27 protein-coding genes and 1 tRNA gene are annotated in these 24,974 nt (G+C 69.0%); 19 read left to right on the top strand and 9 right to left on the bottom strand.

What is annotated here, in order from left to right; all coding sequences use genetic code 11:
• The first annotated feature begins 14 nt into the window (after positions 1 to 14).
• The 5 genes from lsrK to Leucomu_RS13320 all read left to right on the top strand — a co-directional run bounded on the left by lsrK (position 15) and on the right by Leucomu_RS13320 (position 5,498).
• Complete coding sequence (lsrK, locus tag Leucomu_RS13340; RefSeq protein WP_128387508.1) at positions 15 to 1,571, top strand: autoinducer-2 kinase; 1,557 nt, start codon at positions 15 to 17, stop codon at positions 1,569 to 1,571.
• A 24-nt stretch (positions 1,572 to 1,595) separates the two neighbouring features.
• Complete coding sequence (locus tag Leucomu_RS13335) at positions 1,596 to 1,994, top strand: cupin domain-containing protein (protein ID WP_128387507.1); 399 nt, start codon at positions 1,596 to 1,598, stop codon at positions 1,992 to 1,994.
• Positions 1,995 to 2,061: 67 nt separating this feature from the next.
• Positions 2,062 to 2,946, top strand: coding sequence for a 3-hydroxy-5-phosphonooxypentane-2,4-dione thiolase (gene lsrF, locus Leucomu_RS13330; protein ID WP_128387506.1), 885 nt, complete (start codon positions 2,062 to 2,064; stop codon positions 2,944 to 2,946).
• A gap of 78 nt (positions 2,947 to 3,024) precedes the next feature.
• Entirely contained in the window at positions 3,025 to 4,188 is a 1,164-nt protein-coding gene (locus Leucomu_RS13325) for a class II aldolase/adducin family protein (RefSeq protein ID WP_128387505.1), read from the top strand.
• Between the two features lie 35 nt (positions 4,189 to 4,223).
• Positions 4,224 to 5,498, top strand: a complete 1,275-nt coding sequence (locus Leucomu_RS13320; protein WP_128387504.1) for an MFS transporter — start codon at positions 4,224 to 4,226, stop codon at positions 5,496 to 5,498.
• Here Leucomu_RS13320 and Leucomu_RS13315 read toward each other — a convergent pair.
• Positions 5,495 to 6,823: an MFS transporter gene (locus tag Leucomu_RS13315; protein WP_128387503.1), complete on the bottom strand. Its 1,329-nt coding sequence runs from the start codon at positions 6,821 to 6,823 to the stop codon at positions 5,495 to 5,497. The two genes, Leucomu_RS13320 and Leucomu_RS13315, sit on opposite strands and share 4 nt — an antisense overlap.
• Positions 6,824 to 7,057: 234 nt before the next feature.
• Here Leucomu_RS13315 and dnaK point away from each other — a divergent pair, with 234 nt between their 5' ends.
• The 5 genes from dnaK to Leucomu_RS13290 are packed head-to-tail and all read left to right on the top strand — an operon-like array spanning position 7,058 to position 12,055.
• The gene (gene dnaK, locus Leucomu_RS13310; RefSeq protein WP_017883818.1) at positions 7,058 to 8,905 is read left to right on the top strand and encodes a molecular chaperone DnaK; all 1,848 of its coding nucleotides are present in this window, start codon (positions 7,058 to 7,060) and stop codon (positions 8,903 to 8,905) included.
• Positions 8,906 to 8,907: 2 nt separating this feature from the next.
• On the top strand, positions 8,908 to 9,516 hold the full coding sequence (locus tag Leucomu_RS13305; RefSeq protein WP_128387502.1) for a nucleotide exchange factor GrpE: 609 nt from the start codon (positions 8,908 to 8,910) through the stop codon (positions 9,514 to 9,516).
• Positions 9,509 to 10,471, top strand: coding sequence for a DnaJ C-terminal domain-containing protein (locus Leucomu_RS13300; protein ID WP_128387501.1), 963 nt, complete (start codon positions 9,509 to 9,511; stop codon positions 10,469 to 10,471). The genes Leucomu_RS13305 and Leucomu_RS13300 overlap by 8 nt, the downstream gene beginning before the upstream one ends.
• A gap of 19 nt (positions 10,472 to 10,490) precedes the next feature.
• On the top strand, positions 10,491 to 10,913 hold the full coding sequence (locus Leucomu_RS13295; RefSeq protein ID WP_017883815.1) for a heat shock protein transcriptional repressor HspR: 423 nt from the start codon (positions 10,491 to 10,493) through the stop codon (positions 10,911 to 10,913).
• Positions 10,901 to 12,055, top strand: coding sequence for a class I SAM-dependent methyltransferase (locus tag Leucomu_RS13290; protein ID WP_128387500.1), 1,155 nt, complete (start codon positions 10,901 to 10,903; stop codon positions 12,053 to 12,055). The genes Leucomu_RS13295 and Leucomu_RS13290 overlap by 13 nt, the downstream gene beginning before the upstream one ends.
• Before the next feature lie 45 nt (positions 12,056 to 12,100).
• Here the strand turns inward: Leucomu_RS13290 and Leucomu_RS13285 are convergent, their stop codons facing one another.
• Positions 12,101 to 12,424, bottom strand: coding sequence for a helix-turn-helix domain-containing protein (locus tag Leucomu_RS13285; RefSeq protein WP_017883813.1), 324 nt, complete (start codon positions 12,422 to 12,424; stop codon positions 12,101 to 12,103).
• A 176-nt stretch (positions 12,425 to 12,600) separates the two neighbouring features.
• On the opposite strand from Leucomu_RS13285, the gene Leucomu_RS13280 reads away from it, so the two are divergent.
• The 9 genes from Leucomu_RS13280 (at position 12,601) to Leucomu_RS13240 (ending at position 20,217) form a co-directional block, all read left to right on the top strand.
• Positions 12,601 to 13,905 (top strand): MFS transporter, encoded by a 1,305-nt coding sequence (locus Leucomu_RS13280; RefSeq protein ID WP_128387499.1) that lies wholly within the window; start codon positions 12,601 to 12,603, stop codon positions 13,903 to 13,905.
• 133 nt (positions 13,906 to 14,038) lie between these two features.
• Positions 14,039 to 15,217, top strand: coding sequence for a glycosyltransferase (locus Leucomu_RS13275; protein ID WP_128387498.1), 1,179 nt, complete (start codon positions 14,039 to 14,041; stop codon positions 15,215 to 15,217).
• 1 nt (position 15,218) lies between these two features.
• Positions 15,219 to 16,523 carry a glycosyltransferase gene (locus Leucomu_RS13270; protein WP_017883810.1) on the top strand — a complete coding sequence of 435 codons (1,305 nt, stop codon included), beginning with the start codon at positions 15,219 to 15,221 and terminating at the stop codon, positions 16,521 to 16,523.
• Positions 16,524 to 16,749: 226 nt separating this feature from the next.
• Positions 16,750 to 16,841: transfer RNA gene (locus Leucomu_RS13265), tRNA-Ser, on the top strand.
• A 148-nt stretch (positions 16,842 to 16,989) separates the two neighbouring features.
• Positions 16,990 to 17,265, top strand: coding sequence for a hypothetical protein (locus Leucomu_RS13260; RefSeq protein ID WP_128387497.1), 276 nt, complete (start codon positions 16,990 to 16,992; stop codon positions 17,263 to 17,265).
• 56 nt (positions 17,266 to 17,321) lie between these two features.
• On the top strand, positions 17,322 to 17,567 hold the full coding sequence (locus tag Leucomu_RS13255; protein ID WP_128387233.1) for a hypothetical protein: 246 nt from the start codon (positions 17,322 to 17,324) through the stop codon (positions 17,565 to 17,567).
• Between the two features lie 362 nt (positions 17,568 to 17,929).
• A complete protein-coding gene (locus Leucomu_RS13250) occupies positions 17,930 to 18,136 on the top strand; it encodes a hypothetical protein (RefSeq protein WP_128386390.1) in 207 nt (68 codons plus the stop codon).
• 63 nt (positions 18,137 to 18,199) lie between these two features.
• Complete coding sequence (locus tag Leucomu_RS13245; protein ID WP_128386389.1) at positions 18,200 to 18,859, top strand: SOS response-associated peptidase family protein; 660 nt, start codon at positions 18,200 to 18,202, stop codon at positions 18,857 to 18,859.
• A gap of 104 nt (positions 18,860 to 18,963) precedes the next feature.
• A complete protein-coding gene (locus Leucomu_RS13240) occupies positions 18,964 to 20,217 on the top strand; it encodes a Fic family protein (protein WP_128387232.1) in 1,254 nt (417 codons plus the stop codon).
• Between the two features lie 103 nt (positions 20,218 to 20,320).
• Here Leucomu_RS13240 and Leucomu_RS13235 read toward each other — a convergent pair whose 3' ends face one another.
• The 7 genes from Leucomu_RS13235 to Leucomu_RS13210 all read right to left on the bottom strand — a co-directional run bounded on the left by Leucomu_RS13235 (position 20,321) and on the right by Leucomu_RS13210 (position 24,968).
• Positions 20,321 to 21,427 (bottom strand): helix-turn-helix domain-containing protein, encoded by a 1,107-nt coding sequence (locus tag Leucomu_RS13235; RefSeq protein WP_164884541.1) that lies wholly within the window; start codon positions 21,425 to 21,427, stop codon positions 20,321 to 20,323.
• A complete protein-coding gene (locus tag Leucomu_RS15230; protein ID WP_164884540.1) occupies positions 21,414 to 22,049 on the bottom strand; it encodes a hypothetical protein in 636 nt (211 codons plus the stop codon). The genes Leucomu_RS13235 and Leucomu_RS15230 overlap by 14 nt, the downstream gene beginning before the upstream one ends.
• Positions 22,050 to 22,241: 192 nt before the next feature.
• Complete coding sequence (locus Leucomu_RS13230; protein ID WP_128387230.1) at positions 22,242 to 22,565, bottom strand: hypothetical protein; 324 nt, start codon at positions 22,563 to 22,565, stop codon at positions 22,242 to 22,244.
• 4 nt (positions 22,566 to 22,569) lie between these two features.
• Positions 22,570 to 22,818, bottom strand: a complete 249-nt coding sequence (locus tag Leucomu_RS13225; RefSeq protein ID WP_017883455.1) for a hypothetical protein — start codon at positions 22,816 to 22,818, stop codon at positions 22,570 to 22,572.
• 3 nt (positions 22,819 to 22,821) lie between these two features.
• Positions 22,822 to 23,352, bottom strand: a complete 531-nt coding sequence (locus Leucomu_RS13220) for a hypothetical protein (RefSeq protein ID WP_128387229.1) — start codon at positions 23,350 to 23,352, stop codon at positions 22,822 to 22,824.
• The gene (locus Leucomu_RS13215) at positions 23,349 to 24,095 is read right to left on the bottom strand and encodes a hypothetical protein (protein ID WP_128387228.1); all 747 of its coding nucleotides are present in this window, start codon (positions 24,093 to 24,095) and stop codon (positions 23,349 to 23,351) included. The genes Leucomu_RS13220 and Leucomu_RS13215 overlap by 4 nt, the downstream gene beginning before the upstream one ends.
• A gap of 81 nt (positions 24,096 to 24,176) precedes the next feature.
• Positions 24,177 to 24,968 carry a hypothetical protein gene (locus Leucomu_RS13210; protein WP_128387227.1) on the bottom strand — a complete coding sequence of 264 codons (792 nt, stop codon included), beginning with the start codon at positions 24,966 to 24,968 and terminating at the stop codon, positions 24,177 to 24,179.
• Between the last annotated feature and the right edge of the window lie 6 nt (positions 24,969 to 24,974).

Raw genomic sequence — 24,974 nt, 5'->3', positions numbered from 1 at the left:
CCAGGAGTACACGCATGAGCCACGTCATGGCCATCGACGCGGGCACCGGATCGGTGCGCGCCTGCATCTTCGATCTGCACGGATCCCCCGTCGCGATCTCCCAGCGCAGCTGGGAGCACGACCCCGAACCGGGGGTTCCGGGCTCGATGGGCTTCGCGACCGAGCGAAACTGGGCGCTCATCGTCGAGATCGTGCGCGAGGCGCTCGCGAAGTCCGGCCTCCGCGGGGACGACATCCTCGCGGTGAGCTCCACCTCGATGCGTGAAGGCATCGTGCTGCTCGACGCCGAGGGGCGCGAGATCTGGGCGTGCGCCAACGTCGACGCCCGCGCCGAGGCCGAGGTGCGCGCGCTCGCCGCCGATCCCCGACTCGAGGAGCGGATCTACGCCGCGACCGGGCAGACCTTCGCGCTCGCCGCCGGGCCCCGGCTGCGCTGGCTGAAGTCGCACCGTCCCGACCTCTACGAGCGCGCGGACACGGTGCTCATGCTCAGCGAGTGGGTGCTGTACCGGCTGAGCGGGGAGCGCGCCATCGAGCCGTCGAACGGCTCCACGTCGGGCTTCGTCTCGCTGGCCTCGCGCCGGGGCGATCCCGAGCTGCTGCGCATGTGCGGCCTGCGCGACGACCTGCTGCCCCGCACCGAGGAGCCCGGCACCACGATCGGCACAGTCACCGCCGCTGCGGCGGCCGAGACCGGCCTCGGCACGGGCACCCGCGTGGTGCTCGGCGGAGGCGATGCGCAGCTCGCGGCCCTCGGGCTCGGCCTCACCGAGCCGGGCGAGGCCGCGATCATCGCCGGCACCTTCTGGCAGCAGTTCGTGAACCTGCCCACCGCGTCCGCCGACCCCGAGATGCGGGTGCGGGTCAACGCCGCCGCCGTCCCGGGCCTCTGGCAGGCCGAGGCCATCGCCTTCCACACCGGCACCGCGGTGCGCTGGTTCCGAGACACCTTCGCCCACGAGGAGCAGCAGCGCGCCCGGGCGACCGGTAGTGACCCGCTCGACATCCTCACCGAGGCCGCAGCCGGGATCCCGATCGGCTCCGACGGCGTCATCCCGATCTTCTCCGACGTCATGAACTACCGGAGGTGGAAGCACGCCGCGCCCTCATTCCTCAACCTCTCGCTCGAGGGAGGCGCGCGGGTGCGGGCGGCCATGTTCCGCTCCCTGCTCGAGAACGCGGCGATCGTCGCCGCCCTCAACCTCGAGATGGTCGAGGGATTCAGCGGCACCCACGCCGACGAGGTGATCTTCGCGGGCGGCTCGGCGAAGAGCGGCGTGTGGGCCCAGATCGTCGCCGACGTGCTCGGCCGCCCGATCCGCATCCCTGCCGTCACCGAGGCGACGGCCCAGGGCGCCGCGGCCTGCGCGGCCGCCGGAGCCGGCGAGTTCGAGACCCCCTCGGCGGCGGCGCGCTCGTGGCTCGCCTGGGACGGCGCCGTCGAGCCGGACGCGGAGGCGCACCAGACCTACGAGGGCGTGAGGGAGCGATGGGCCGAGGCCTACGCCCCGCAGCGGGACCTCATGAATGCCGGGATCACGACGTCGCTCTGGCGTGCACCGGGAAGCTAACAGCGGAAAGAGAGACGAGCAAGCATGGAACTGACGCAGACGAGCAAGGCGGAGTACCGGTTCGGCGAGTACGGCCCCGGGTACCTGCTCCGAGGCCCCCGCACCGACTTCGGCGTGGTGCAGCTTCGTCCCGGCGATGACGCTTCGAACCACTACCACGCACAGATCGAGGAGAGCTTCGTCGTGCTCGAGGGCACGTGCACGCTCTGGATCGACTGCGAGCGCAGCTACCGGTTGTGCGCGGGCGACGTGGTGCGCTGCGACCCCGGCGAGATGCACTACTTCGTGAACGAGTCGGACGAGCTGTTCCGCGCCCTGTTCGTGAAGGCGCCCTACGATCCGGCCGACGGCGTGCAGGTGCCCTGGGTGCCGGGCGACCCCGTACCGACGGAGGCCATCGCCCGCGCCAAGGGCGACGCCTAGGCCAGACCCTCAGTGTCGCGCGTCGCCGCGCGCGACACTCCAGCGAATCATCGAGAAAGGATCCACCATGGCAGATCTTGAAGGCAACATCGACTCGAAGGACTTCGGCCTCGGCACCCCGCAGGTGACCGCGGGGTCGCCCGTGAAGGGCGCCGGTCAGCTCGACTTCGGCATGCGCCACCGCCTCTCCCGCATCTTCAAGGACGACGGCCGCACCGTGATGCTCGCGTTCGACCACGGCTACTTCCAGGGCCCCACGAGCGGCCTCGAGCGCGTCGACCTCAACATCGTGCCCCTCGCGCCCCAGGCCGACGCCCTCATGGCGACCCGCGGCGTGCTGCGCTCCGTCGTGCCGGCCTCGCTCGACACCGCGCTCGTGGTGCGGGCGTCGGGCGGTCCGTCGATCCTCAAGGATCTCTCGGACGAGCGCATCGCGATGGACATGGAGGACGCCGCGCGGATCGACGCGGCGGCCGTCGCGGTGCAGGTGTTCATCGGCGGCGAGCAGGAGACGCAGTCGGTGCACAACCTCACCCAGCAGATCGATGCCGGCCTGCGCCTCGGCATCCCGGTGCTCGGGGTCACCGCCGTCGGCAAGGAGCTCACCCGCGACTCGCGCTACCTCGGCCTCGCGACCCGCATCATCGCCGAGCTCGGCGCGCAGATGGTGAAGACCTACTACTGCCCCGAGGGCTTCGAGCAGGTCACCGCCGGCTGCCCCGTGCCGGTCATCATGGCGGGCGGCAAGAAGCTGCCGTCGCTCGAGGCGCTCACCATGGCGCACCGGGCCATCTCGGAGGGCGCAGCCGGCGTCGACATGGGCCGCAACATCTTCCAGCGGAAGGCTCCGGCAGCCATGATCCAGGCTGTGCGCTCGGTCGTGCACGGCGGGGCGAGCGCCGAGGAGGCGCACGCCGAGTACCGCGAGCTCTCGGGCGGCGCGGAAGACTAGGGTGCGGCGGTCGGCGCTCCGGCGCCGACCGCGCGCTCATCGGGGAGCCGCCGGGGGCGGCGGAGAAGGAGGAACAGGATGGCGACGGACCAGCGCGGAGCTCCCGCCGAAGCGCTGAGGCGCCGGACGGTCGAGGCCTCCCGCCGTCTGGGAGGAGACCCCTTCCTCGTGCTCCACGGCGGCGGCAACACCTCTGCCAAGGATCACGACTTCCTCTGGGCGAAGGCCTCCGGTTTCGACCTCGGCGCGCTCACCCCCGAGGGCCTCGTGCAGCTGCGACGCGCCGACCTCGAACGCATGCTCGAGGGCGCCTCGCTGAGCGACACCGAGATGATGGACGGCTATGCGGCGGCCACGGTCGAGCCCGGCAGGCCCGCCCCCACCATCGAGGCGCTGCTGCATCACGCCCTCCCCTTCGCCTCCGTGCTGCACACCCACGCCGACGCGATCGTGGCGATCACCGACACCGAGCGAGGGCTCGATCTCGTGACCGAGCTGCTCGGCGACGAGGTGGTCCCCGTGCCGTACGTGATGCCCGGCTTCGACCTCGCCAAGGTCGTGCCCGAACTGTGGCGGGGGGCCGGCTCGAGCGCCCGCGCCATCGTGCTGCAGCACCACGGTCTCTTCACCATGGGGGACACCGTCGACGAGGCGCTCGCACTGCACCTCGAACTGGTCGAGCGCGCCGAGGCGCGCATCGCCGCGCTCGGCCGGCCGATCCGCGCCCCCTTCGCCGATACCGTGAGCGAGCTGCGCCCCGGCGATTCCGAGCAGGCGCGCACCCTGCTCACCGAGCTGCGGCGCTACTCGGCCGGTCACGTGCACGCGCTGCGCTGCGACGACGACGAAGTGCGCGCCTTCCTGGCGCGCCCCGACCTCGAGCGGCTCACGGACCTCGGCCCGACGACGCTCGAGCACGTCATCCGAACCAAGCGGGTGCCGTTGCTCGGCGACGACGTGGCGGGTTACGTCGCCGAGTACCGCCGGTACTTCGAACGCAACCGCGGCGCCGACGAGGCGCTCGTGATGCTCGATCCGATCCCGCGCGTGGTGCTGCACCCCGATCTCGGGCTCGTCGCCGTCGGCGCCGATGCGAAGGCCGCGGGGGCCGTCATGGACATCTACCGGCACACCATCCGGGTGATCGAGGCGGCCGAACGGCTCGGCGGCTACCGCACGGTCACCGAGGCGCAGGCGTTCGGCCTCGAGTACTGGGAGCTCGAGCAGCGACGCCTCAGGTAGGGCCCGCGATCCCGAAACGAAAGGCGGCGCGCCCCGTGCCCGAGATCACCCGGCTCCGACGCAACCTGGCCCTCTTCGCGCTCGCGCTCGGCGGCTTCGCGATCGGCATCACCGAGTTCGCGACGATGGGCCTGCTGCCCGACATCGCGCGAGACCTGCTGCCGGGCTACGAGCAGAATCCGCCCCAGGTGATCGCGCACGCCGGCGTGCTCATCACGGGGTATGCGCTGGGCGTCGTGGTGGGGGCTCCGGCTTTCGCGGTGTTCGGGGCGCGCATGTCGCAGACCACGCTCACCTACTGGCTGCTGGCGCTGCTCACCCTCGGCACGCTCGCCTCGGCGCTCATGCCGACGTTCGGCTCGGTCGCGGTCTTCCGCTTCGTCGCCGGGCTGCCGCACGGCGCCTACTTCGGCGTGGTGTCGCTGCTCGCGGGGCGCCTCATGGGGCCGGGCAGCCAGGGGCGGGGGATCGCGCTCGCCATGTCGGGCCTGACGCTCGCCAACGTGATCGGGGTGCCGCTCTCGACGATGGTCGGACAGCAGCTGGGCTGGCGGTGGGTCTACGGGCTCGTCGCGCTGCTCTTCGCGGCGACCCTGCTGCTCGTGTTCGTGCTGCTGCCGCGCTACCCCGGCGACCCGACGAGGAGCCCGCTGCGGGAGCTCTCGGCGCTGCGCAATCCGCGCGTGTGGATCATGGTGGGGGTGAGCTCGATCGGCTTCGGCGGCTTCTTCGCCGTGTACTCGTACATCGCCGAGGTGACGACGCGCGAGGTCGGGCTCGGGGTCGCGGCGGTGCCGTGGGTGCTCGCCGCGATGGGGCTCGGCATGACGATCGGCAACCTGGTCGGCGGTGTGCTCACCGACCGCAGCTCCGGCGGGGCCGCCGCGCTCGGACTCGCGCTCTCACTCGGCGCGCTCGTGCTCTACACCGTCTTCGCGCACACCCCGGTCGGCCTCTTCGTGTTCGCCTTCCTCGCGAGCGGCACGTCGGCGCTGCTCATGCCGTCGCTCCAGTCACGGCTCATCAGGGTGTCGAACGAGGCGAGGCTGCTGGGCGCCGCGCTCAATCACGCCGCCTTCAACATCGCCAACAGCCTGGGCGCCTGGCTCGGCGGTGTCGTGATCGCGGCGGGCTTCGGCTACCTGGCGCCCGGCTGGGTGGGGGCGATCCTCACCGGCGCGGGACTCGCGCTCATGCTGGTGAGCCTCGCCGTCGAGCGGCGCGACAAGCGTCGCAGCATCGACACGGGCGGGATTCCCGCCGCCGGTCGATCCGCGCGAGGCGGCTCGGGTTCGGCGGGGGAAGTCTAGGCGTCTGCGGGAACCCGCACCAGCAGCAGCAGCACGAGACCCACGAGCAGCACCAGCCCGATGCCGAGGATGCCGAAGATCGTCGCGCCCCCGATCGCGACGGCGAGGGTGAACATCGCCGGTGCGAGGAACGAGACGGCGCGACCGGTGGTGGCGTAGAGCCCGAACATCTCGCCCTCCTTGCCGGGCGGCGTGAGGCGGGCGAGGAAGCTGCGGCTCGAGGCCTGCACGGGGCCCACGAAGATCGTCGCGAACAGGCCCACGGTCCAGAACGCGGGCGCGCCCAGCGGGGCGAGCGCGAACATGAGGATCAGCCCGATCACGAGCAGCACGAGCGAGACGGTCATGACGTTCTTGGCGCCGAAGCGATCCTCGACCACGCCCCCGAAGATGGTGGCGACACCCGAGATGACGTTCGCCGCGATCGCGAACATGATGACCGTCGCGGGGTCGAAGCCGAACGAGAGCGAGGCGACGATGCCGGTGAAGGTGAAGATGCCCGCGAGCCCGTCGCGGAAGATGGCGCTCGCGATGAGGAAGAACAGCGTGTGGCGGGAGGTGCGCCAGAGCTGCGCGATGCTGCGGAAGATCGCGCGGTAGCCGGCGACGACGCCGACGACGCGGCGATCGCGGTCGGCCGAGACCTCGGGCACCGCGAAGAAGGTGGGGATCGCGAAGACCGCGAACCAGAGCGCGCACACGACCATGGCGACGCGCACGTTCCAGCCGCCCTCGCTCGTGACGCCGAACCACCCGGTGTCGGGCAGGATGAAGCCCACGAGCACGATGGTGAGCAGTACGATGCCGCCGAGGTAGCCCATGCCCCAGCCGAAGCCGGAGACGCGGCCCACGTTGCGGGTCGTCGACAGCTGGGTGAGCATCGAGTAGTAGTTGACGCTCGCGAACTCGAAGGCGATGTTGCCGATCGCGAGCAGCACCAGCCCGAGCATGAAGTAGTCGGGGGAGGGGGCGACGAGCACCATGAGCGCGGTGCAGGCGATGACGATGCCCGTCGTCACCGCGAGCGAGTGCTTGCGGTGGCCGGTGGCGTCGGTGAGGCGCCCGAAGAGCGGCGCGAAGAGCGCGACGGCGACGCCCGCGATCGAGAGCGTGGTGCCGAGGGCGACCGAGGTCTGCTCCTCGGGGCCGAAGGCGGACGAGGTGATGTAGACGGTGAAGACGAAGGTGGTGACGACCGCCTGGAATGCGGCGGATCCCCAGTCCCACAGCGACCAGGCGAATATCGTGCGCTTCTTGACGCCCGGAGCCTGCGGATCGTGCAGGTGGTTCTCGTGCAGCGCGGGATCTGAGGCGATGTCGCTCATGTGGTCACTGTACTCGATCGAGGGAAACACGAGGGAGGCGCCGGGTGAACCCTGAGAGTTGAGTGTGTTCGGCTCAAGTTTACCCGGACGGGCTTGACGGCGAGGTGGCCTCGAGTAAACTTGAGTGCATCAGGCTCAAGGTCTGGCCCGACTGGTCGGCCCTGAGCGCAAGGCCGCGGATGCCACCTCCGGATCGGGGGAGCGGATCCGGAACAGCAACCGTAAGGAGAACACATGTCACGTGCAGTAGGCATCGATCTCGGCACCACCAACTCGGTGGTCGCCGTGCTCGAGGGCGGCGAGCCCACCGTCATCGCGAACGCCGAGGGGTTCCGCACGACCCCGTCGATCGTCGCATTCACCAAGGACGGAGAGGTGCTCGTCGGCGAGACCGCGAAGCGCCAGGCCGTCACCAACGTCGACCGCACCATCGCCTCGGTCAAGCGCCACATGGGCACCGACTGGAAGAGCGATGAGATCGACGGCAAGCGCTACACGGCGCAGGAGATCAGCGCCCGCACGCTCATGAAGCTGAAGCGCGACGCCGAGACCTACCTCGGCGACAAGGTGACCGACGCGGTCATCACCGTGCCCGCCTACTTCAACGACGCCGAGCGCCAGGCCACCAAGGAGGCCGGTGAGATCGCGGGCCTCAACGTGCTCCGCATCATCAACGAGCCCACCGCCGCGGCCCTCGCCTACGGCCTCGACAAGGGCAAGGAAGACGAGCTCATCCTCGTCTTCGACCTCGGCGGCGGCACCTTCGACGTCTCGCTGCTCGAGGTGGGCAAGGACGACGACTTCTCGACCATCCAGGTGCGCGCCACCGCCGGCGACAACCGCCTCGGCGGCGACGACTGGGATCAGCGCATCGTCAACTGGCTCGCCGAGCAGTTCAAGGCCTCGACCGGCGTCGACGTCTCGAATGACAAGATCGCGCTGCAGCGCCTCAAGGAGGCCGCGGAGCAGGCCAAGAAGGAGCTCTCGAACTCGACGAGCACCCAGATCCAGCTCCCCTACCTCTCGCTCACCGAGAACGGCCCCGCCAACCTCGACGAGACGCTCACCCGCGCCAAGTTCGAGGACCTGACCAAGGATCTGCTCGAGCGCACCCGCAAGCCCTTCGAAGACGTGATCAAGGAAGCCGGCGTCAAGGTCTCCGACATCGCCCACGTGGTGCTCGTCGGCGGCTCGACCCGCATGCCCGCCGTCACCGAGCTGGTGAAGAAGCTCACCGGCGGCAAGGAGCCCAACAAGGGCGTCAACCCCGATGAGGTCGTCGCCGTGGGCGCGGCCCTGCAGGCCGGCGTGCTGAAGGGCGAGCGCAAGGACGTGCTGCTCATCGACGTGACCCCTCTGAGCCTCGGCATCGAGACCAAGGGCGGCATCATGACGAAGCTGATCGAGCGCAACACCGCCATCCCCACGAAGCGCAGCGAGACCTTCACCACGGCCGAGGACAACCAGCCCTCGGTGGCGATCCAGGTCTTCCAGGGCGAGCGCGAGTTCACTCGCGACAACAAGAACCTGGGCACGTTCGAGCTCACCGGCATCGCTCCCGCGCCCCGCGGCATCCCCCAGATCGAGGTGACCTTCGACATCGACGCCAACGGCATCGTGCAGGTCTCCGCGAAGGACAAGGGCACGGGCAAGGAGCAGACGATCACCATCTCCGGCGGCTCGACGCTCTCCAAGGAGGACATCGAGCGCATGGTGCGCGAGGCCGAGGAGCACGCGTCCGAGGACAAGAAGCGCCGCGAGTCCGCCGAGCAGCGCAACAACGCCGAGCAGCTGGCCTACTCGGTCGAGAAGCTCATCTCCGAGAACGAGGACAAGCTTCCCGACGACGTCAAGACCGAGGTGCAGGGCGACCTCGACGCGCTGAAGCAGGCACTGGCCGGCGATGACGACGATGCCGTGAAGACGGCCGCCGACAAGCTGGGCCAGAGCCAGACCAAGCTCGGCGAGGCGATCTACGCGGCCGCCCAGGCCGAGCAGCCCACGACCGACGCCGGCTCCGGGGAGTCGAACGACGACGACGTGGTGGACGCCGAGGTCGTCGAGGACGAGGAGCAGAAGTAACCATGGCGGATCAGGAACAGCGCACGCCGGGCGAAGACCCCAACAGCGACGATGTTCCTGCGACGACGGGGCCGGAGGCGAACGCCTCCGGCCCCGTGCCGCAGGAAGACGGGTTCACCGTCGACGACATCCTGAACGCTGAGCAGAGCTCCGACGCGAAGACGGCCGACGAGGCCGAGGGCGCCCCTGCGGAGGAGCACCCCTACCTCGAGGATCTGCGCCGTCTCAGCGCGGAGTACGCGAACTACCGCAAGCGCACCGAGGCCAACGCCCAGCTCGAGAAGCAGCGCGCCGTCGCGGCGGCGGTCACCCCGCTGCTCACCGTGCTCGACGACCTCGATCGCGCCGAGCAGCACGGCGACCTCGTGGAGGGCTCCGCGTTCGCCACGATCGCCCAGAAGATCCGCGGCACCATGGAGCGCCTCGGCGTCGAGAGCCACGGCGAGAAGGGCGAGCCCTTCGACCCGCAGCTGCACGAGGCCATCGCCCAGGTGCCGGTTCCCGGCACGGAGCAGCAGACGGTACTGGACGTGATCGAGCGGGGGTACCGCGTCGGCGACGTCGAGCTGCGCCCCGCCAAGGTAGCGGTGGCGGTGAGGGCAGATGGCTAGTCAGGATTGGCTCGAGAAAGACTTCTACGCCGTCCTCGGCGTCTCGAAGGACGCGAGCGATGCCGAGCTGAAGAAGACCTACCGCAAGCTCGCCCGCAAGTACCATCCGGACTCCAACCCGGGTGACACGGTCGCCGAGGCGAAGTTCAAGGAGATCAGCGAGGCCTACTCGGTGCTCTCCGACAAGGAGCAGCGAGCCGAGTACGACCAGATCCGCGCCATGGGCGCCGGCGGCGCCCGCTTCACCGCGGGCGGTGGCGGCGCGCAGGGCTTCGAGGACATCTTCGGAGGCATGTTCGGCGGCGGTCGCGGCGGCGCGAACTTCAGCTACCAGGGCGGCTTCCCGCAGGGCGGGCAGAACTACGAGGACATCTTCAACCTGTTCGGCGGCGGCCCCAGCGGGCCGCAGCCGGGGCGCGACATCCAGGCCACGACCACACTCGACTTCGAGACCGCGGTGCAGGGCAAGACCGTCACGCTGCAGACCCCGAACGGGGCCGTCAAGGTCAAGATCCCGGCCGGCGTCTCGGACGGGCAGAAGATCAAGGTGCGCGGAAAGGGCGATCCCAGCCCCAACGGCGGGCCGTCGGGCGACATCATCCTCACGGTGAGCGTGCGCAAGCACCCGGTCTTCGAGCGCGACGGGCAGAACCTCCGCCTCAAGCTGCCGATCACCTTCTCGGAGGCCGCGCTCGGAGGCACCGTCGAGGTGCCCACGCTCGGCGGCGATCCCGTGCGCCTCAAGGTGCAGCCGGGCACGCCCAGCGGCCGGGTGCTGCGGGTCAAGGGCCGCGGAGTGAAGAGCTCCAAGGGCACCGGCGACCTGCTCGCCGAGGTGCAGGTGGTCGTGCCGTCGCACCTCTCGGAGCAGGCCCGCGAAGCCCTCGAGGCGTTCCGACAGGTGGAGCCCCAGGAGAATCCGCGCGAGGATCTCCTGTCGCGCGCCCGGGGCTGACCCGAGGAAGGTGAGTCGCATGGCAGAACCGCAGATGGATCGCTACACCCCCGTGTTCGCGATCGCCGCCGCGGCCGAACTCGCCGAGATGCACCCGCAGACCCTGCGCCAATACGACCGCATCGGGCTCGTGTCGCCGCAGCGCACCCGCGGCAACACCCGCCGGTACTCCCTGCACGACGTGGCGCGGCTGCGCGAGGTCTCGCGGCTCTCGGCCGAGGGGCTCAGTCTCGAGGGGATCCGGCGGGTGCTGCACCTCGAGGATCGCGTGCGCGAGCTCGAGGATCGCGTGCGAGACCTCGAGCACGCCCTCGCCGAGGAGCGGCTGCAGCGACCCGAGCGGCGCGTGTTCGCCGCGGGCGCCGCGGGCGGCGAGGTGATCACGCTGCGTCGCGGCACCCGCGTGCGCCGCAACGCCGAGGTCGTCGTGTGGAAGCCGTAGCCGAGCTCTTCGCGCGCCTCTCGCGACATCCCGACTTCGACGCCCCCGAGTTGCAGGCGTACGACGCCGCCGACGAGCTGATCCTCGATACCGCAGCCGCCGAGCTGCGGGAGGCGGGCGACGGCGACGTCGTCGTGATCGGCGACCGCCACGGGGCGCTGACCCTGGGCGCCGCGGTGCTCGGAGCGCGGGCGATCCGCGTGCACCAGGACCCGCTGCTCGGCGAGCTCGCGCTGCAGGCGAACGCGGAGCGCCTCGGGTTCGCGGGCCTGCACGCCTCGCACCCGCTCGACGAGTCGCTGCTGCGGGGTGCACGGCTCGTGCTGCTGCAGCTGCCTCGGGGACTCGACGCGCTCGACGAGATCGCCTGGTCGATCGCGCGCTGGGCGCACCCCGGCGTGCGCGTGTACGCGGGCGGCCGGGTGAAGCACATGACCGTCGCGCAGAACGGCGTGCTCGGCCGATACTTCGGAGAGGTCTCTGCAGGGCTGGGGCGGCGCAAGGCCCGAGTGCTGACCGCGAGCGGGCCGCGGGACGCGGGGCCGGCGCCGTTTCCGCGCTGGGGCTCCGACCCGGCGCTCGCGTTCCGCGTCGCGGCGTTCGGGACCACCTTCGGCGGCGCGACGCTCGACCACGGCAGCCGGCTGCTGCTCGAGGGTCTCGGCGACGCGCAGGCCGGCGGCGGCTCGCCGGACGGCGGGGCTGGACCCGCGCGGGTGGTCGATCTCGGCTGCGGCAACGGGGTGCTCGCCGTCTCGGCCGCGCTGCGGTGGTCGGCGGCACGGGTGGCCGCCACCGATCAGTCGACCGCGGCCGTCGCGGCGACGCGGCTCACCGCGATGGAGGCCGGGGTGGCGGATCGCGTCGCGATCCACCGCGCCGACGCGCTCGACGCCGTGCCCGACGGGTGGGCCGAGCTGATCCTGCTCAATCCGCCCTTCCACACGGGATCGACGGTGCACGCCGGCGTGGCCCACCGCCTGATCCGCGCGTGCCGTCGTGCGCTGGCGCCGGGCGGCGAGCTGCGACTCGTCTTCAACTCGCACCTGCGCTATCGATCGCTCGTGGAGCGCGAGGTCGGGCCCGTGCGCGAGGTCGCCCGCGATCGCACCTTCACGGTGCTGTCGGCGACGCTGCGCTGAGACGGCCGGCCTGACGGCTCCGGTCGGGCCGGTTGCGGGCCCCCTTCAGGCTTTGCGCCGGCGCCGTCCGCGGCCCTGCTCGGCCCGCGCCCTGATGAGATCCCGGGCCGAGAGCTGGTGCAGGCGGGCGCCGTAGTCGTCGGCGGTCAGGCCCGAGAGGAAGCTGCCCGGGTCGACTTCGAGTGCGGTCGCGAGGCGCACGAGGGTCTCGGCCGTGGGGCTGGAGACGCCGCGCTCGATCTTGCCGATGCTCGTCCAGCTGATCTCGGAGAGCTCGCCGAGATCCTCGAGCGAGATGCCGAGTCGATGCCGCACCTCGCGTACGCGACGGCCGATCTTCAGCGCGGCTTCCGAGTGGATGTTGGGCACCGATCCAGCGTGCTCGCCTCATGCGTCGATCACCAGAGCGCAGACGCACTGGCTGAAAAGAGCTAGTATTCCGCCTCCGTCTCGGCCGGGAGCCGGCCGCCCCCCCCGGCCGACCTCCGCCCGGCACCCGGCGCCCGGCGCGATCCGACCGCCCGCGGGCGTACGCTGGAGGTGACATGTCGAACTCCACACGGGATCTGCTGCTGCGCCTCGCCCCGAGCATCTACGGGCCCACGATCCTGTTCACCCTCGGCGCCTACGCGATGCTGCCGATCGTGCCCGTCATCGCCGTGTCGCAGGGCGCCGGGCTCGGCCTCTCCGGCGTCATCGCCTCGGCCGTGGTCGTGGGCCGCCTGCTCGGCAACCTGCCCGCGAGCTGGCTCGTGTCTCGGTCGGGGGAGCGGATCGCGATGCTCATCGCGTCCGCGGTCGCGTTCGCGGGCGCGCTGGGCGTGGCGCTCGCCCCGAGCCTCGCCGTGCTCGGAGCGTCGGTGTTCGTGATCGGCTTCGCCGAGGCGACGTTCGGCCTCGCGCGCCACTCGCTCATGACGACCCGGGTGCCGGTCTCGTTCCGAGCCCGGGCCCTGTCGCTGATCGGAGGGTCGCACCGCTTCGGCAGGTTCGCGGGGCCCTTCCTGGCGGCCGGTCTGCTGGGCCTCACCGGCGCGCAGGAGGCGCCCGTCTGGGCGTTCGTCGTCTGCCTCGCGCTCACCGCGCTGCTCGTGGGATTCGCTCCGGATCCCGAGCGGCTGCTGTCCGACCGCCCCCCGGGTGGCCCAGCCAGCACCGGGCCCGTGCCCGCCCCGGGATCGAGCGGGGTGATCGGCGCGATCCGCGTCGGCCGCGAACCGCTGCTGCGCATCGGCGGCTCGGCGGCGATCCTCTCGGGGCTGCGCTCCGTGAAGGACGTGCTGCTGCCGCTCTGGGGCGTCTCGATCGGCCTCGACGCGACGGGCGTCGCGCTCGTGGTCGGCATCGCCGGCACGATCGACTTCGCGCTGTTCTACGTGAGCGGCCAGGTGATGGACCGATTCGGCCGCCTGTGGGCGGCGCTGCCGGCGACCGTGGCGATGGCGCTCAGCTTCCTGCTGCTCGCCACCACCCACGACCTGCCCGGGGCGGTCTGGTGGCTGGTGGGCTGCTCGGTGGTGATCGGCATCGGCAACGGACTGTCGAGCGGCATCCTGCTCACCCTCGGCGCCGACCTCGCCCCCCGCGGCAACCCCGCCCCCTACCTCGCGGCGTGGCGCACGCTCACCGACTTCGGCGGCGCTGCGGCGCCCCTCGCGGTCTCCGCCATCGCTGCGGTGTCGCTGCCCCTCGCGAGCACCGTCACGGGGGTGCTCGCGGTGCTCGGCGCCGCGGGCTTCGCGCGCTGGATCCCGCGCTACGTGCCCCGCATGCGGAGCGACCCGGGACGCGGCCCCGATCCGGATCCTGATCCCGAGCCGCCCGCGCCCCGCACCCCCTCGGGCGCCTGATCGGCCCCTCGGAGCGGCCTGCGCGCTGCGCCGACTCGGCGCAGCGCTGCGATGATTCCGAGGCGTCGCTGCATACACTTGAGTGCGTTCGCCCACCGGCAACACCCCATCGACCGAAGGACTCCCGCACACCGTGAGCACCACCGATCGCCAGCCCCCTCTTCGCGTCCTCATCGGATGCGACACCTTCTCACCCGACGTCAACGGAGCGGCCCGCTTCGCGGAGCGCCTGGCGGCGGGGCTCGTGCAGCGCGGGCACGACGTGCACGTGGTCGCCCCCTCGAAGCGGATGAACCGCACCGGCAGCTTCTCCGAGACCATCGAGGGCGAGCGCATGACGGTGCACCGGTGGACCAGTTGGCGCTGGTACCCGCACGACTGGCTGCGCTTCGTGCTGCCCTGGCGCGCCCGCTCCTACGCCCGCAAGCTGCTCGACGCCGTGCGGCCCGACGTCATCCACATCCAGTCGCACATCGTCGTGGGGCGCGCCCTCGCGAAGGAGGGCGCCAAGCGGGGCATCCGCATTGTCGCCACCAACCACGTCATGCCCGAGAACGTGCTCGACTTCACCCTGCTGCCCGAGCGCGCCAAACGCGTCTTCGTGCGCTGGGGGTGGAACGACGCCGACCGCGTGCTCACCCGCGCCGCCGCCGTCACCACGCCCACGCGCCGCGCCGCCGACTTCCTCGAGCGCAACACCCACCGCCGCGGGGTGCTGCCCGTCAGCTGCGGGCTGCGCGCCTCCGACTACACCGCCGACCTCGAACCGCGCACCGCGAACCGGCTCGTGTTCGTCGGACGGGTCACGCTCGAGAAGGAGATCGACGTGATCCTGCGCGCGATCCCGCGCATCGATCCCGAACTCGATGTGAGCCTCACCGTCGTCGGCGACGGCGACCAGCGCAAGAGCCTCGAGAAGCTCGCCCAGGATCTCGGCATCGCGGATCGCGTGCACTTCACCGGCCGCGTGAGCGACCAGCAGCTGCGCGCCCACCTCACCGAGGCGAGCGTGTTCGTGATCGCCTCGATCGCCGAGCTGCAGTCGATCGCGACGATGGAGGCGATGGCATCGGGGCTGCCGATCGTCGCCGCCAACGCCATGGCGCTGCCGCACCTCGTTCAGGAGGGCGAGAACGGGCATCTCTTCCAGGCCGGCAACGACCGAGAGCTCGCCGAGCACGTCGAAGCCGTGCTGGGGCTCGCGCCCGAGCAGTACCGGCGCATGCAGCAGGCGTCGCTCGAGGCCGTCAAGGTGCATGACATCGACCGCACCCTCGACACCTTCGAGTCGCTGTACCGGGGCGACGCCTGACATGCACGTGCTCATCGTCACCGACCAGCACCCCGAGTCGCTCGGGGGCGTGCAGGTGGCGATCCGGCTGCAGCGCCAGCACCTCGAACGCCGCGGGCACCGGGTCACCATCGCCGCCCCCGCGCTGCACCGCCCCGGCTACGCGCCCGCCGAGGCCGACCGCGAGGCCTACGTCGACCTGCCGTCGCGGCCCATCACCCGCGACCGCGAGTACGGCATCACGTGGCCCGGGCGGCGCTCCGACCGCGCGCTCGCCGAGGCGCTCGCGCAGCGACCGCCCGTCGACCTCGTGCACGTGCAGGGCGACTTCTGGGGCGCCATGATCGGGCTGCGCGCCGCGCGCGGGATCGGAGCGGCGCGCGGGCGGGGCGGGGCGGCGCGCGGGTTCGCGACCGCGCGCGAGCGGGGCGCGGCGCTGCCGATCGTGCACACGATGCACAACCACGTCGACGAGGGCACCCGCGCCGTCACACCGCTCGCCCCGATCGTGTTCCTCGGGCTGCGCGCGTGGCGGGGGCTCGTGCTCGGCCGCCCGCGGGGCGTCGTCGCCCGGGCGGCGCACGGCGCCTGGCGCTACCTCGCCGAACTCGCCGCCGAGGCGACCGCGGTGACCGCCCCGTCGCAGCACTTCGCCCACGAACTCGAACGCCACGGCGTCGCCGACGAGGTGCTCGTCACGCGGGGCGGCGTCGACGACGCCGCGATCGACGAGGTGCGGGCGACGCCCCGCTCGCCGCGCGACCGGCCGAGGTTCGTGTGGCTCGGGCGCATGAGCCACGAGAAACGGGTGCTCGAGTTCATCGACGCCGTCGCGGAGTCGGGGATCGACGCCGACGTCGTGCTGCACGGGGCCGGCCTGCTGCTGCCCCGCGTGCGCGAGCGCATCGCCCGCCACGGCCTCACCGACCGGGTCGCCGTCGCCGGCCCGGTGCCCTACCGCGACGCGCTCGCCGCGATGCGCGACGCCGACGCCCTCGTGCAGACCTCGATGGGCTTCGAGACGCAGGGCCTCACCCCCTTCGAGGCGGCCGCGCTCGGCACGCCGACCGTCTTCTGCGACCACGACATCGCCGACGACGTCGCCGCCTCGGTCGAGTGGCGCGTGGCCGACGAGAGCGTCGCTGCGCTCGCGCGCACCCTGCGGGTCGCCGCCGAGCAGTTGGCGGCGGGGCTCGTCGAGTCCGGGGAGCGGGGCGAGGGCCTGCGCGTGCCCGAGCCGGAGGGGAGGCGCTTCCTGCAGTCGGCGCAGACCGCGCGCATGATCGACGTCTACGAGCGGGCGCTGCGCGGGGTGCCCCGGCGCTGAGCCGGATCCGGCGCCGCTCGCTCTCTCGCTCTCTCGCTCTCTCGCTCTCTCGCTCTCTCGCTCTCTCGCTCTCTCGCTCTCTCGCTCTCTCTACTCTCTTTCTTTCTCTGCGTCCGGCTCGCGCTGCCCCTGCTGATCCCCTCCCTTCGCGGTTGGGCGCGCGGAAACCGGGCGATTTCCCGTGGGCCGCATCGTCCGGTTAGAATGGATGACGTTGTTCGCGTATGGAGACGTGCCGGAGCGGCCGAACGGACTTCACTGCTAATGAAGGGTCGGGCTAAAACCTGACCGGGGGTTCAAATCCCCCCGTCTCCGCCAAATGAACAACAGATAGAAGCCCCCGACTCCCCTAGGAAACACTGGGAAGTCGGGGGCTCATCTGTTTCTGGGAGGCCTGCGTTTTTGGGCCTTTGCCCACATTTTGCCCACACTCCGTGAGGCCGGCGATCGCGATAGCCTGGTTTTCATGCTGACTGCCTCTATTCGCCGTGTCGAGACCCTTTCTGTCGATGTGGCAGGTGAGGGTCTCGAAGCGGTACAGGCCGAGCTTGAGAAGGCGCGGCCGGCAGGGTTCGATCTGGTGTCGGCACCGGTCGCGATGCAGAAGGGCAAGACCGCGATCACTGCGACCGGCACCTATGCGCGGCGCGACGAGGTGCAGGAGATCGAGGCACCCAGCTATGCCGAGTTGCGGGCCGCGGTGCCCGAGGGGTGGCAGATGCTCAGCGTGCGGCGGGTCTGATGTCGGGGGTCGCGGCTACTCTCGCCCGCATGGGTGGGATGCCGTGGAGTCCGATGATGACGCTGACGCGCGTCAGCGATGAAGAGGCGTGGATGTACGACGGCTCGATCCGGGTCGCGATCATCCGCCGGGTGCGAATCGGGCGCCCGTCCGCGCTGCTCTGGCGCTCGGTGACCGGCGACGAGGATCCCGACGTACGCGCCCTCGTCGGGTACTTCCCGAGCGTGCAGATGGCTGCCGCGGTGACGTGGCGATCCTGGGATCAGCGACACAAACCCGTCGAGGGGCGCAGCCTGTCGTGATCGGATCGGCCCCCGCCGCGTAACATCATGTTGCACAATTGTGCCACATGATGTTACACTAGAGACGTCGGGGAGATACCCCGACAGAGAGGGGGGGGGAAACATGGAGATCATCGGGTTCTTCACCGCACTGGTCAACCTCATCACCGCCCTCATCCTCTGGCAGACCGCGAAGCGCAACCGGCGCAACCGCGACTGACAGAGAAGGGCCCCGAGTAGCCGTTAGATACTCGGGGCCCTACCCCTCCATCCTACGTCCACCAGGAGCCCCTCATGCAGACCCTCACCCTCACCCTCATCATCTCCATCGCCGCCGCGGTGATTGCTGTGGCCGCGCTCATCTACGCGATCCGAGGCCGACGATGACCAACCACGCCCGCGCCCTCACAGCCGCCGCCGACCGCCTCGAGCAGGCCCACGCCGCCCGCGACGCCGCGATCCTCGACGCCCACGCCGCCAAGATCCCCCAGACAGCGATCGCCGCGGCCGTGCGCCTCTCCCGCATGCAGGTGAGCCGCATCATCGCGGCGGCGAGCGCTGCCGCGGATCAGGAGTCGCGCTCGGAGTAGCCCATCGCCCTCGTGGGGCGCGAGGGGGTGTCCGCGGGCGGCGCGGCGGCGTAGCCTGTGCGCATGTGCAACAGCTACGGACTTGGCGGCTACCTCCACGACGGGGAGGAACCGCGCAATCCGCTCCGCCCACTGGACCAGCGCGAGTCCGAGCGCGCGATCGCGGAGTGGGCACAGGGCCGCGACGGCAGGGCCGCGATCACCGGATCGAAGGCCCGCAACCTGAACCCCATCATCCGCGCGGCCGAGGACGGTGATCGTGAGCTCGTGTTCGGGTGGTGGTGGCTCTGGCTTGACGGCAGCGGGCCGGTGAAGTTCTCCGCGTTCAACTCTCGCGACGACCGGCTGTTGCGCTCGTGGAAGAAGCCGTTCCAGCGCCGCGCGCTGCTGCCGGCGAGCTGGTACGTCGAGAAGAAAGGGCGCTTCGCGCTGCCAGACGGCGAGCAGTTCGGGATCGCCGCGGTCACCTCCACCGTCACCACCGACGACGGTGAACTCACAACGTACTCGATGGTCACCCGCGACGCCCCCACCGGCAGCGAAGCGGCCGAGTACTGGCCGCGGATGCCGCTCGTTCTCCCACGCGACGAGCACGGCGACTGGCTTGATCCCGAGCAGCCCGGCGACGCTGCGCTGGTAGCGAAGGTGCAGCGCGCGTCAGAGGGGATCTCGCACGAGCTCACAACGGCCCCATTGGCAAGATGCCATCGCTCTTTTGGATAGTGGCGGATGTAGGCGCAGATCCGCGCTGACTGAGACTGGGCTAATGTGCCTGGAGTTGTGACATTGGGTTGGACAATTTGAACTAGCATTAGTAGTGTGACCCAATGGAGACAACGCATCGCGCATACGCTGATAGTCACCCTTGGTTAACATTTAAGTTCGACAATCGCGATCTTCCGCCGCTAATTTGGGCCCAACTTGGCGAGTGCTACTCCAAGTCAATGCACCTCATCGGCACGCCTCTCATGCCAGGCACAGCAGATCATCTATCAGTAATTTATCTGCGCCGTGGGGCCCTTGCCTCGGCACAGATCGAGGGAAACACTCTTACCCAAGAAGAAGTCGACAAGCTGCTCGAACGAGGCAAGACGCAGCCGCCGTCGCGCGAGTACTTGGAGCAGGAAGTTCTCAATGTCATGGCAGCTCTAGAATCAGTGAGAGAGACTGCTGCTTCGGTCGACGGCGATTTCCGCTTAACTCCAGAGTGGATCAAGAGTATCCACGCCATGCTCATGGCCGACATGGAACTTGAAGACCATGTAGTCCCGGGTGAATTTCGCGACGTGAACGTAGGGGTAGGGCTCTATAGAGGTGCGCCCACAGAAGATGTCGAGTTCCTTATGCAGAAGCTCTGTGACTGGCTTAACGCCATTCTCGATGACGCCGCTAAGCAGGAGCAGCCAGAGAACCGATTCTATTTTGTGTTCCTTGCCGCAGTTCTTGCGCATCTCTATGTCGCTTGGATCCACCCGTTCGGAGACGGCAATGGTAGGACCTCGCGGCTTATTGAGTGCGCTATTCTCGCTACCTCCGGATTGGTGCCGTGGGTGAGCGCAAACGTGCTTTCAGACTTCTACAACCGAACCAAGTCTCGTTACTACACCAGGCTCAGTGAAGCCTCAATCCATGGAGATGTGGTGGGATTCGTCGCATATAGCGCTCAGGGCTTTCGTGATGAACTCCGTGCGCAGGTAGAAGCCGTCCAGCATCAACAGCGCCTGGTGGCATGGGTCAACTATGTTCACGAACGCTTCCGGAACGAACCTCAGAACCGAATTGCTAAGCGGCGACGTGACTTGCTGCTTTCGATGGATGAGGATGTCGAGTACACGCGCGATCAGTTGGAGATCATTACAGCTTGGCACGCGCGCGAGTACGCCAAACAGCATCAGCGAACGCTTTCCCGCGACCTGGGCAAACTCAAAGAACTGGGGCTCGTCGAAGAAGTTCGAAAAGGAGTGTTCGAAGCGAAGGTTTGGCTGATGAGTGCCTTCATGCCAGTACCTCAGCTTGGCACCGTCATGCCTGTTCGAGCAGATGCTGGTTCACTAGTGGCTGAGGGGGGAACAACGGAGTAACGCTGAACATCGAAAGCGCCCCCGCACTCGAGCTCGTGAGAGCAAGGGTGCGGGGGCGCAGTGCGTAGAGTCAGCGTCGGCGGGCAACCGTACTCAGTAAGAGCTAGCCGTGACCCGCCCAGGGGAGTTGGGCGACTGGGCGTGGCGTGCTCGAGGAAGGCTTACGCGTCGATGGAGACGGTGCGAGCGAACGAAGCATCATCACAGGGAGTGCCATCTCATTTTCGATCTCGGGCGCACTGTAAGGTGATGGGCCATAGCGCTCCTGCAAAAGCCTGAAGAGCAAGCGGGGTGACTCCGCGCCCACCTCGACCGGCTCGTTCTTTCGCCAACCCCTCGCAGAAAGCTGTTTCCACAGTGTCTGCGACCGGGCTGCGTCAATTTGCTCGACCGCCTGGGCTCGCATCAAGATCGCCTGAATCGAAAGCCCCCAAGTGGCCTTCACCCGGCGCAAATCTACTAACGTCGCATCGTGGGCGACATGCTCTCGAACCTGCGGGGCAGGGATCAGGAACGCGCCAGCGAACAGGTTAGCTTCACGCTCCGGGTCTGAGGAACGCCGGAAGCTGTGCAACACGAGATGCCCGAGTTCATGCGCAAGCGTGAATCGATCGCGGTCTCCTCGAACCTGCATCACACCGATCAGGGCGGCCTCGCCGCGACCTGCGGACCAAGAGACCCCAGAGTGCTTGACGAAGCCGTCATCATGGCCATTCATAGTCGCCACCGCCACCCCTGCACGCTCAAGCGCACGTGTGACATTGGAGATCGGAGCGTCTGCAGCGATTCCCAGAATCTCACGAGTCTGCTGCGCAAGTTCATCGATGCGGGCTACATCGAGCAGTTCAGCATCATCCTGAACTGCCAGTAGCTGCTGGCGGGGATAACCAGAGCCATCAAGCAGCGATTCTGTGACTCGGAACGCCTCCGAGAAGAGCTCATGGACGCGCGCCGTATCAGACACCCGCGCGCCCGACTGCTTGCGATAATGCAAGCTATCGCGGGGAATTGAACGCGGAGTTACCGTGAAGTACTCGAGCGGAAGTGCCAACGCCGAAGAGAATGCCACCGCGAGCTGCTCCGTGAAATCTCGCTGATGCTTCTCCACCATCGAGACCATCGATTGCGCTACGCCAGCCGTCTCCGCGAGCGCAGTCTGAGTCACCCCGGTGAGTGCGCGAGCGGAAATGAGGCGCTCAGGCAGAAACACTGCCGGCCCCTTCCTGCGTTTCCTCAGCCGCTTCACGCTTACTGGGCATAACCAGATCCTCCTCGTCGTCGCGCGTATCGAACCCGCCATCCTCAAAGAACTCGAGATCATTGAGCGGAATCGAGAGGTCCGTCTGGGCCTTTTCGCCGTACTTCCAGGTCCCGACTGGATGCACAACACGCATGAAAGCCGTACCGGCCGCGAAGTCCGCGGTCCAGAGCAGGAGAAGCATCTCAACACTGCGAGCCACCAGTGCCTCATCATCGAACAGGCCTTGATTCGAATACCAGTACTGCCGCGCAAGGTTCGTACCCGGGGCCGGTACGACTCCCGAAGTGTGCAGGAATCGAAGCGCGAGGCCTTCGGTGCGCAGGTGGATCGGCGTATTGTTGCGCTGCCCTAGATCCAGCGCCCATGGCCCCAGATCCACACCGCACAGGCGCTTGTGCATGCGGGCACGAGCCATATGCACGCGAGTCGGCTGATAATGGTCGGTGTGAGGGATCTCAAGCACTGAGGCGGCAGATTCGGCGGTCGTTACAGCATCTTCGCTGATCTTGGCCAGGGTTCCGGCGATGGGTGCGAGTGCCAGTCGCACCCGCTCATGCAAGGGTGTGTCCATGCGAGTGATAATATCACAATGTATTACACACCTCCTGGAATCCTCCAACTCCAAGGCTGTGGCACAGCCTTGCGTGAAACGCAGAAACGCGACCCCGCCGCTCCGAAGAGCAGCGGGGTCGCGTTTCAATTGCTGTCATATTCTGACAGAACTGGTGCGGTTGGCAGAATATGACAGCCAACGTAACCAGCGTCAGTCGACGGCGTAGCGGGGCACGTAGTGCGGGCGCGCATCGGATCCGAGCATGATGCGTTCAACGGCCGGCCAGCGATCGCCGAGCCACTGCGCGAGCCTCTGGTAAGCGAGGATCACGAGCGCGATCACGAGCGCCTGCAGCAGCGCGAGTGCCGGCACCGACACGATGCCGGCCTCCGCGATCACGCCGTCGACCCACGCGAGCGCGGCGGCCAGCGCGGGGATCTGTGCGACGAGGCGGGCGACGAGCACGGCGATCAGGGCGGCCATGATCGTGCGCCGGTCCTGGTTCTTGCGATCGGTCTTGGTCTGGGTGGTCATGGGGTTACTCCTTCATGAAGGGGGGCAGGGTGTCTTGGGTCCAGGTGCCGGTCTTGAGCATCTCGACGCGGTGCGCGTGCAGGCTCTCCTTGAGTTTGCGGTTCTCAGTGAGCGCCGCGGCGTGCGCGTCGACTTGCTGGCGGCGCTGCTCGGTGGACTGTTGGATGCGGTTGGCGAGGATGCGGCCGAGCCACACGAGGAGGGCGCCCGCGAGGGTGTACCAGAGCTTGTCGGGGCTGTCGATGATTCCCACCGGCTACCCCCTCGGCTTGAACGGGTACCGCCAGATCATCCCGAGACGGAGCGCGAGCACGCAGGAGGCGATGAGGATCACACCGGCCTGGGTGAGTCGCGACCCGGTGGACTGGAAGTGGAGCACGATCACGATGTACGCGTACGCGGCGAGACCGGCGACCATCGCGACGATCGCCCACCGCTCGAGCTCCCACCATTCCCGCCAGCCCGCGAGCATGCCGAGCGCACCACCGACGAGGAACATCAGGCCAACGACGGTCATGCCGCCGGCCCCGAACACGCCCTCGAGCGATTGCGGCGGCCACGCGAGCGTCACCACCCCCGTCGCGACGAACAGGGCGTAAGCGCAGGCGTACACCGTGGACGCGTAGCGAGGTTCGGGGACGAGGCGCAGCCAGCGCGCCCGCACCCACCCCGCCACGGCGCGGGCAGGCTGTGCGCCGTGCTCGCGCGCCCACACGATCGCAGTGAGCGCCGCGAGCACGAGCAGCGCGAACCCAGCTGCGGCGAGCGCGGTCGCGATCGGGCTCACGCGTACTTCTCCTTGAGCTCGAGCCAGCGCTCCACGGTGACTTCCATCGGCTGTCCGAACTGGCTCGCGAGTGCGTTCGCGTACTGCTTGCGGGCGCCGTTCTTGTCGTACTCCTCCCAGGAGCCCTTCACGCCGGGGCGGTAGATCGCGTATGCGGGAGAGCCGTCCTGCCGGGCGCCAGTGGTCAGAACAATGAGATGCATGGGGTCGTCCTTTCGTCGTCGCGCACGCGCGAGCGCCGCGGCCTTCTGAGACGCGGCGAGCGCCGGCGTCTTGGAGGTGTGGAAGGCGCCCACGGTGAGCGCCTTCGGGCGGAGCGCGCCGAGCACACCCCGCGGGATGAGGTCTGCGATCTGCACCGCGCCCGGGTTCTGGGTGAGGCAGCGCAGCATCCCGTTCGCGAGCACCTCGAGCAGGGTCGCGATGTGCGAGAGCGGGTACCAGACCGACCCGAGCTCCCAGATCACGACGTCGCCCGGGCGGAAGGGTTGGCCGGCGGGGATCTTCTCGAACCACTGCCCGAGGCCGGAGCGGTCGAAGTGGTGCCAGACGTTGCAGGCCCAGCCCGCGTGCGGGCCGGTGCCGCCGGCGTTCGTGTATGTCGGCCACGACGGAACGCCGAGGAAGTTCGTCGCGTAGTGCGACCACTGGTCCCAGCACTGCGCGCCGAACACCCGGTCGACGTCGATCCACTGGTAGCGGACGCGCTGCACGTAGGCCGCCAGATCTGTTGCGGTTGCCATACGGTTCCTTCCTCGAATGCGAAGAGCCCCGCTACTCAGCGGGGCTCTCGATGGGATCGGGTAGTGCCGCGTGAAGTTCACCTACCGGTTGAGGGGCACTACGCGCCACAGGATCGTGACCGCCCGTTCAACGGCTGACCCGATCTGCATGTAGCGGCCGTTGACCCGAGTCGTTCCGCCTGACGAAGCTGCGATCGAGGCCACGCTGAAGAACCCATATCCATTGCCCGTGTTGAGGGGTGTGACCTGCAGTTTTTCGCGGGTGGGGTCGATCTCAACCGGCACGTCGTAGTTCACGACGCGCAGCCTGATCTCACCGAAGGTCGCATTCCACGCTGCCGCCGGATTCGTCATGATGCCAGCGCGAGAGAGCGGCCCCTGTTCGGCTGCGTCCCAGAAGGCCCAGGGGCCGGGGATCACGCCAGCGGGCTTCGCGCTCATCTGCCAGAGTTGCAGCTCGGTCGTCCCGGATCGGGCGTACACCCAGGCCACCGGCTCGTCATCGACGACACCGACCGAGCGATTCCGGCCGGCGGGCAATGTCGAGGGCGGGGCGGTCTGCGCTGAGTTCGGGCCGGTCGCGCCCGGGATCAGCAGGTACTGCGCCGACCGTGCTGCGCCCCAGGTGCGGCGCAGCACCAGCAGATGCCACTGCCCCGTCGTAGGTGCCGGGACCGCGACCGAGGTGATGGTGTCGGTCGCGACCAGTACCCCGGCCCCGACCGATGCTCGGGGGTCGATGAGCAGGGTCCGCCCGGACGAGCGCACCGGATCCCCGGAGGTGAGCACGTACTTCTGGGCCACGGCGGTCATGATCTGCGCCCACTGCGTCTCCGAGACGGTGCCTTGGAAGCCCGCGATTGTCATAGCCATCTGGCT

Source organism: Leucobacter muris, assembly GCF_004028235.1.
Classification (GTDB): domain Bacteria; phylum Actinomycetota; class Actinomycetes; order Actinomycetales; family Microbacteriaceae; genus Leucobacter; species Leucobacter muris.
Note: the sequence above shows the minus strand (reverse complement) of the source record. Positions and strands in the feature narration are given on the sequence as shown.

What these genes read in the sequence shown, in the direction of transcription:
- lsrK (WP_128387508.1), top strand. Translation starts at nt 15, where the DNA reads ATGAGCCACGTCATGGCCATCGACGCGGGCACCGGATCGGTGCGCGCC.
- Leucomu_RS13335 (WP_128387507.1), top strand. Translation starts at nt 1,596, where the DNA reads ATGGAACTGACGCAGACGAGCAAGGCGGAGTACCGGTTCGGCGAGTAC.
- lsrF (WP_128387506.1), top strand. Translation starts at nt 2,062, where the DNA reads ATGGCAGATCTTGAAGGCAACATCGACTCGAAGGACTTCGGCCTCGGC.
- Leucomu_RS13325 (WP_128387505.1), top strand. Translation starts at nt 3,025, where the DNA reads ATGGCGACGGACCAGCGCGGAGCTCCCGCCGAAGCGCTGAGGCGCCGG.
- Leucomu_RS13315 (WP_128387503.1), bottom strand. Translation starts at nt 6,823, where the DNA reads ATGAGCGACATCGCCTCAGATCCCGCGCTGCACGAGAACCACCTGCAC.
- dnaK (WP_017883818.1), top strand. Translation starts at nt 7,058, where the DNA reads ATGTCACGTGCAGTAGGCATCGATCTCGGCACCACCAACTCGGTGGTC.
- Leucomu_RS13305 (WP_128387502.1), top strand. Translation starts at nt 8,908, where the DNA reads ATGGCGGATCAGGAACAGCGCACGCCGGGCGAAGACCCCAACAGCGAC.
- Leucomu_RS13300 (WP_128387501.1), top strand. Translation starts at nt 9,509, where the DNA reads ATGGCTAGTCAGGATTGGCTCGAGAAAGACTTCTACGCCGTCCTCGGC.
- Leucomu_RS13295 (WP_017883815.1), top strand. Translation starts at nt 10,491, where the DNA reads ATGGCAGAACCGCAGATGGATCGCTACACCCCCGTGTTCGCGATCGCC.
- Leucomu_RS13280 (WP_128387499.1), top strand. Translation starts at nt 12,601, where the DNA reads ATGTCGAACTCCACACGGGATCTGCTGCTGCGCCTCGCCCCGAGCATC.
- Leucomu_RS13270 (WP_017883810.1), top strand. Translation starts at nt 15,219, where the DNA reads ATGCACGTGCTCATCGTCACCGACCAGCACCCCGAGTCGCTCGGGGGC.
- Leucomu_RS13260 (WP_128387497.1), top strand. Translation starts at nt 16,990, where the DNA reads ATGCTGACTGCCTCTATTCGCCGTGTCGAGACCCTTTCTGTCGATGTG.
- Leucomu_RS13255 (WP_128387233.1), top strand. Translation starts at nt 17,322, where the DNA reads ATGACGCTGACGCGCGTCAGCGATGAAGAGGCGTGGATGTACGACGGC.
- Leucomu_RS13250 (WP_128386390.1), top strand. Translation starts at nt 17,930, where the DNA reads ATGACCAACCACGCCCGCGCCCTCACAGCCGCCGCCGACCGCCTCGAG.
- Leucomu_RS13245 (WP_128386389.1), top strand. Translation starts at nt 18,200, where the DNA reads ATGTGCAACAGCTACGGACTTGGCGGCTACCTCCACGACGGGGAGGAA.
- Leucomu_RS13240 (WP_128387232.1), top strand. Translation starts at nt 18,964, where the DNA reads ATGGAGACAACGCATCGCGCATACGCTGATAGTCACCCTTGGTTAACA.
- Leucomu_RS15230 (WP_164884540.1), bottom strand. Translation starts at nt 22,049, where the DNA reads ATGGACACACCCTTGCATGAGCGGGTGCGACTGGCACTCGCACCCATC.
- Leucomu_RS13230 (WP_128387230.1), bottom strand. Translation starts at nt 22,565, where the DNA reads ATGACCACCCAGACCAAGACCGATCGCAAGAACCAGGACCGGCGCACG.
- Leucomu_RS13215 (WP_128387228.1), bottom strand. Translation starts at nt 24,095, where the DNA reads ATGGCAACCGCAACAGATCTGGCGGCCTACGTGCAGCGCGTCCGCTAC.
- Leucomu_RS13210 (WP_128387227.1), bottom strand. Translation starts at nt 24,968, where the DNA reads ATGGCTATGACAATCGCGGGCTTCCAAGGCACCGTCTCGGAGACGCAG.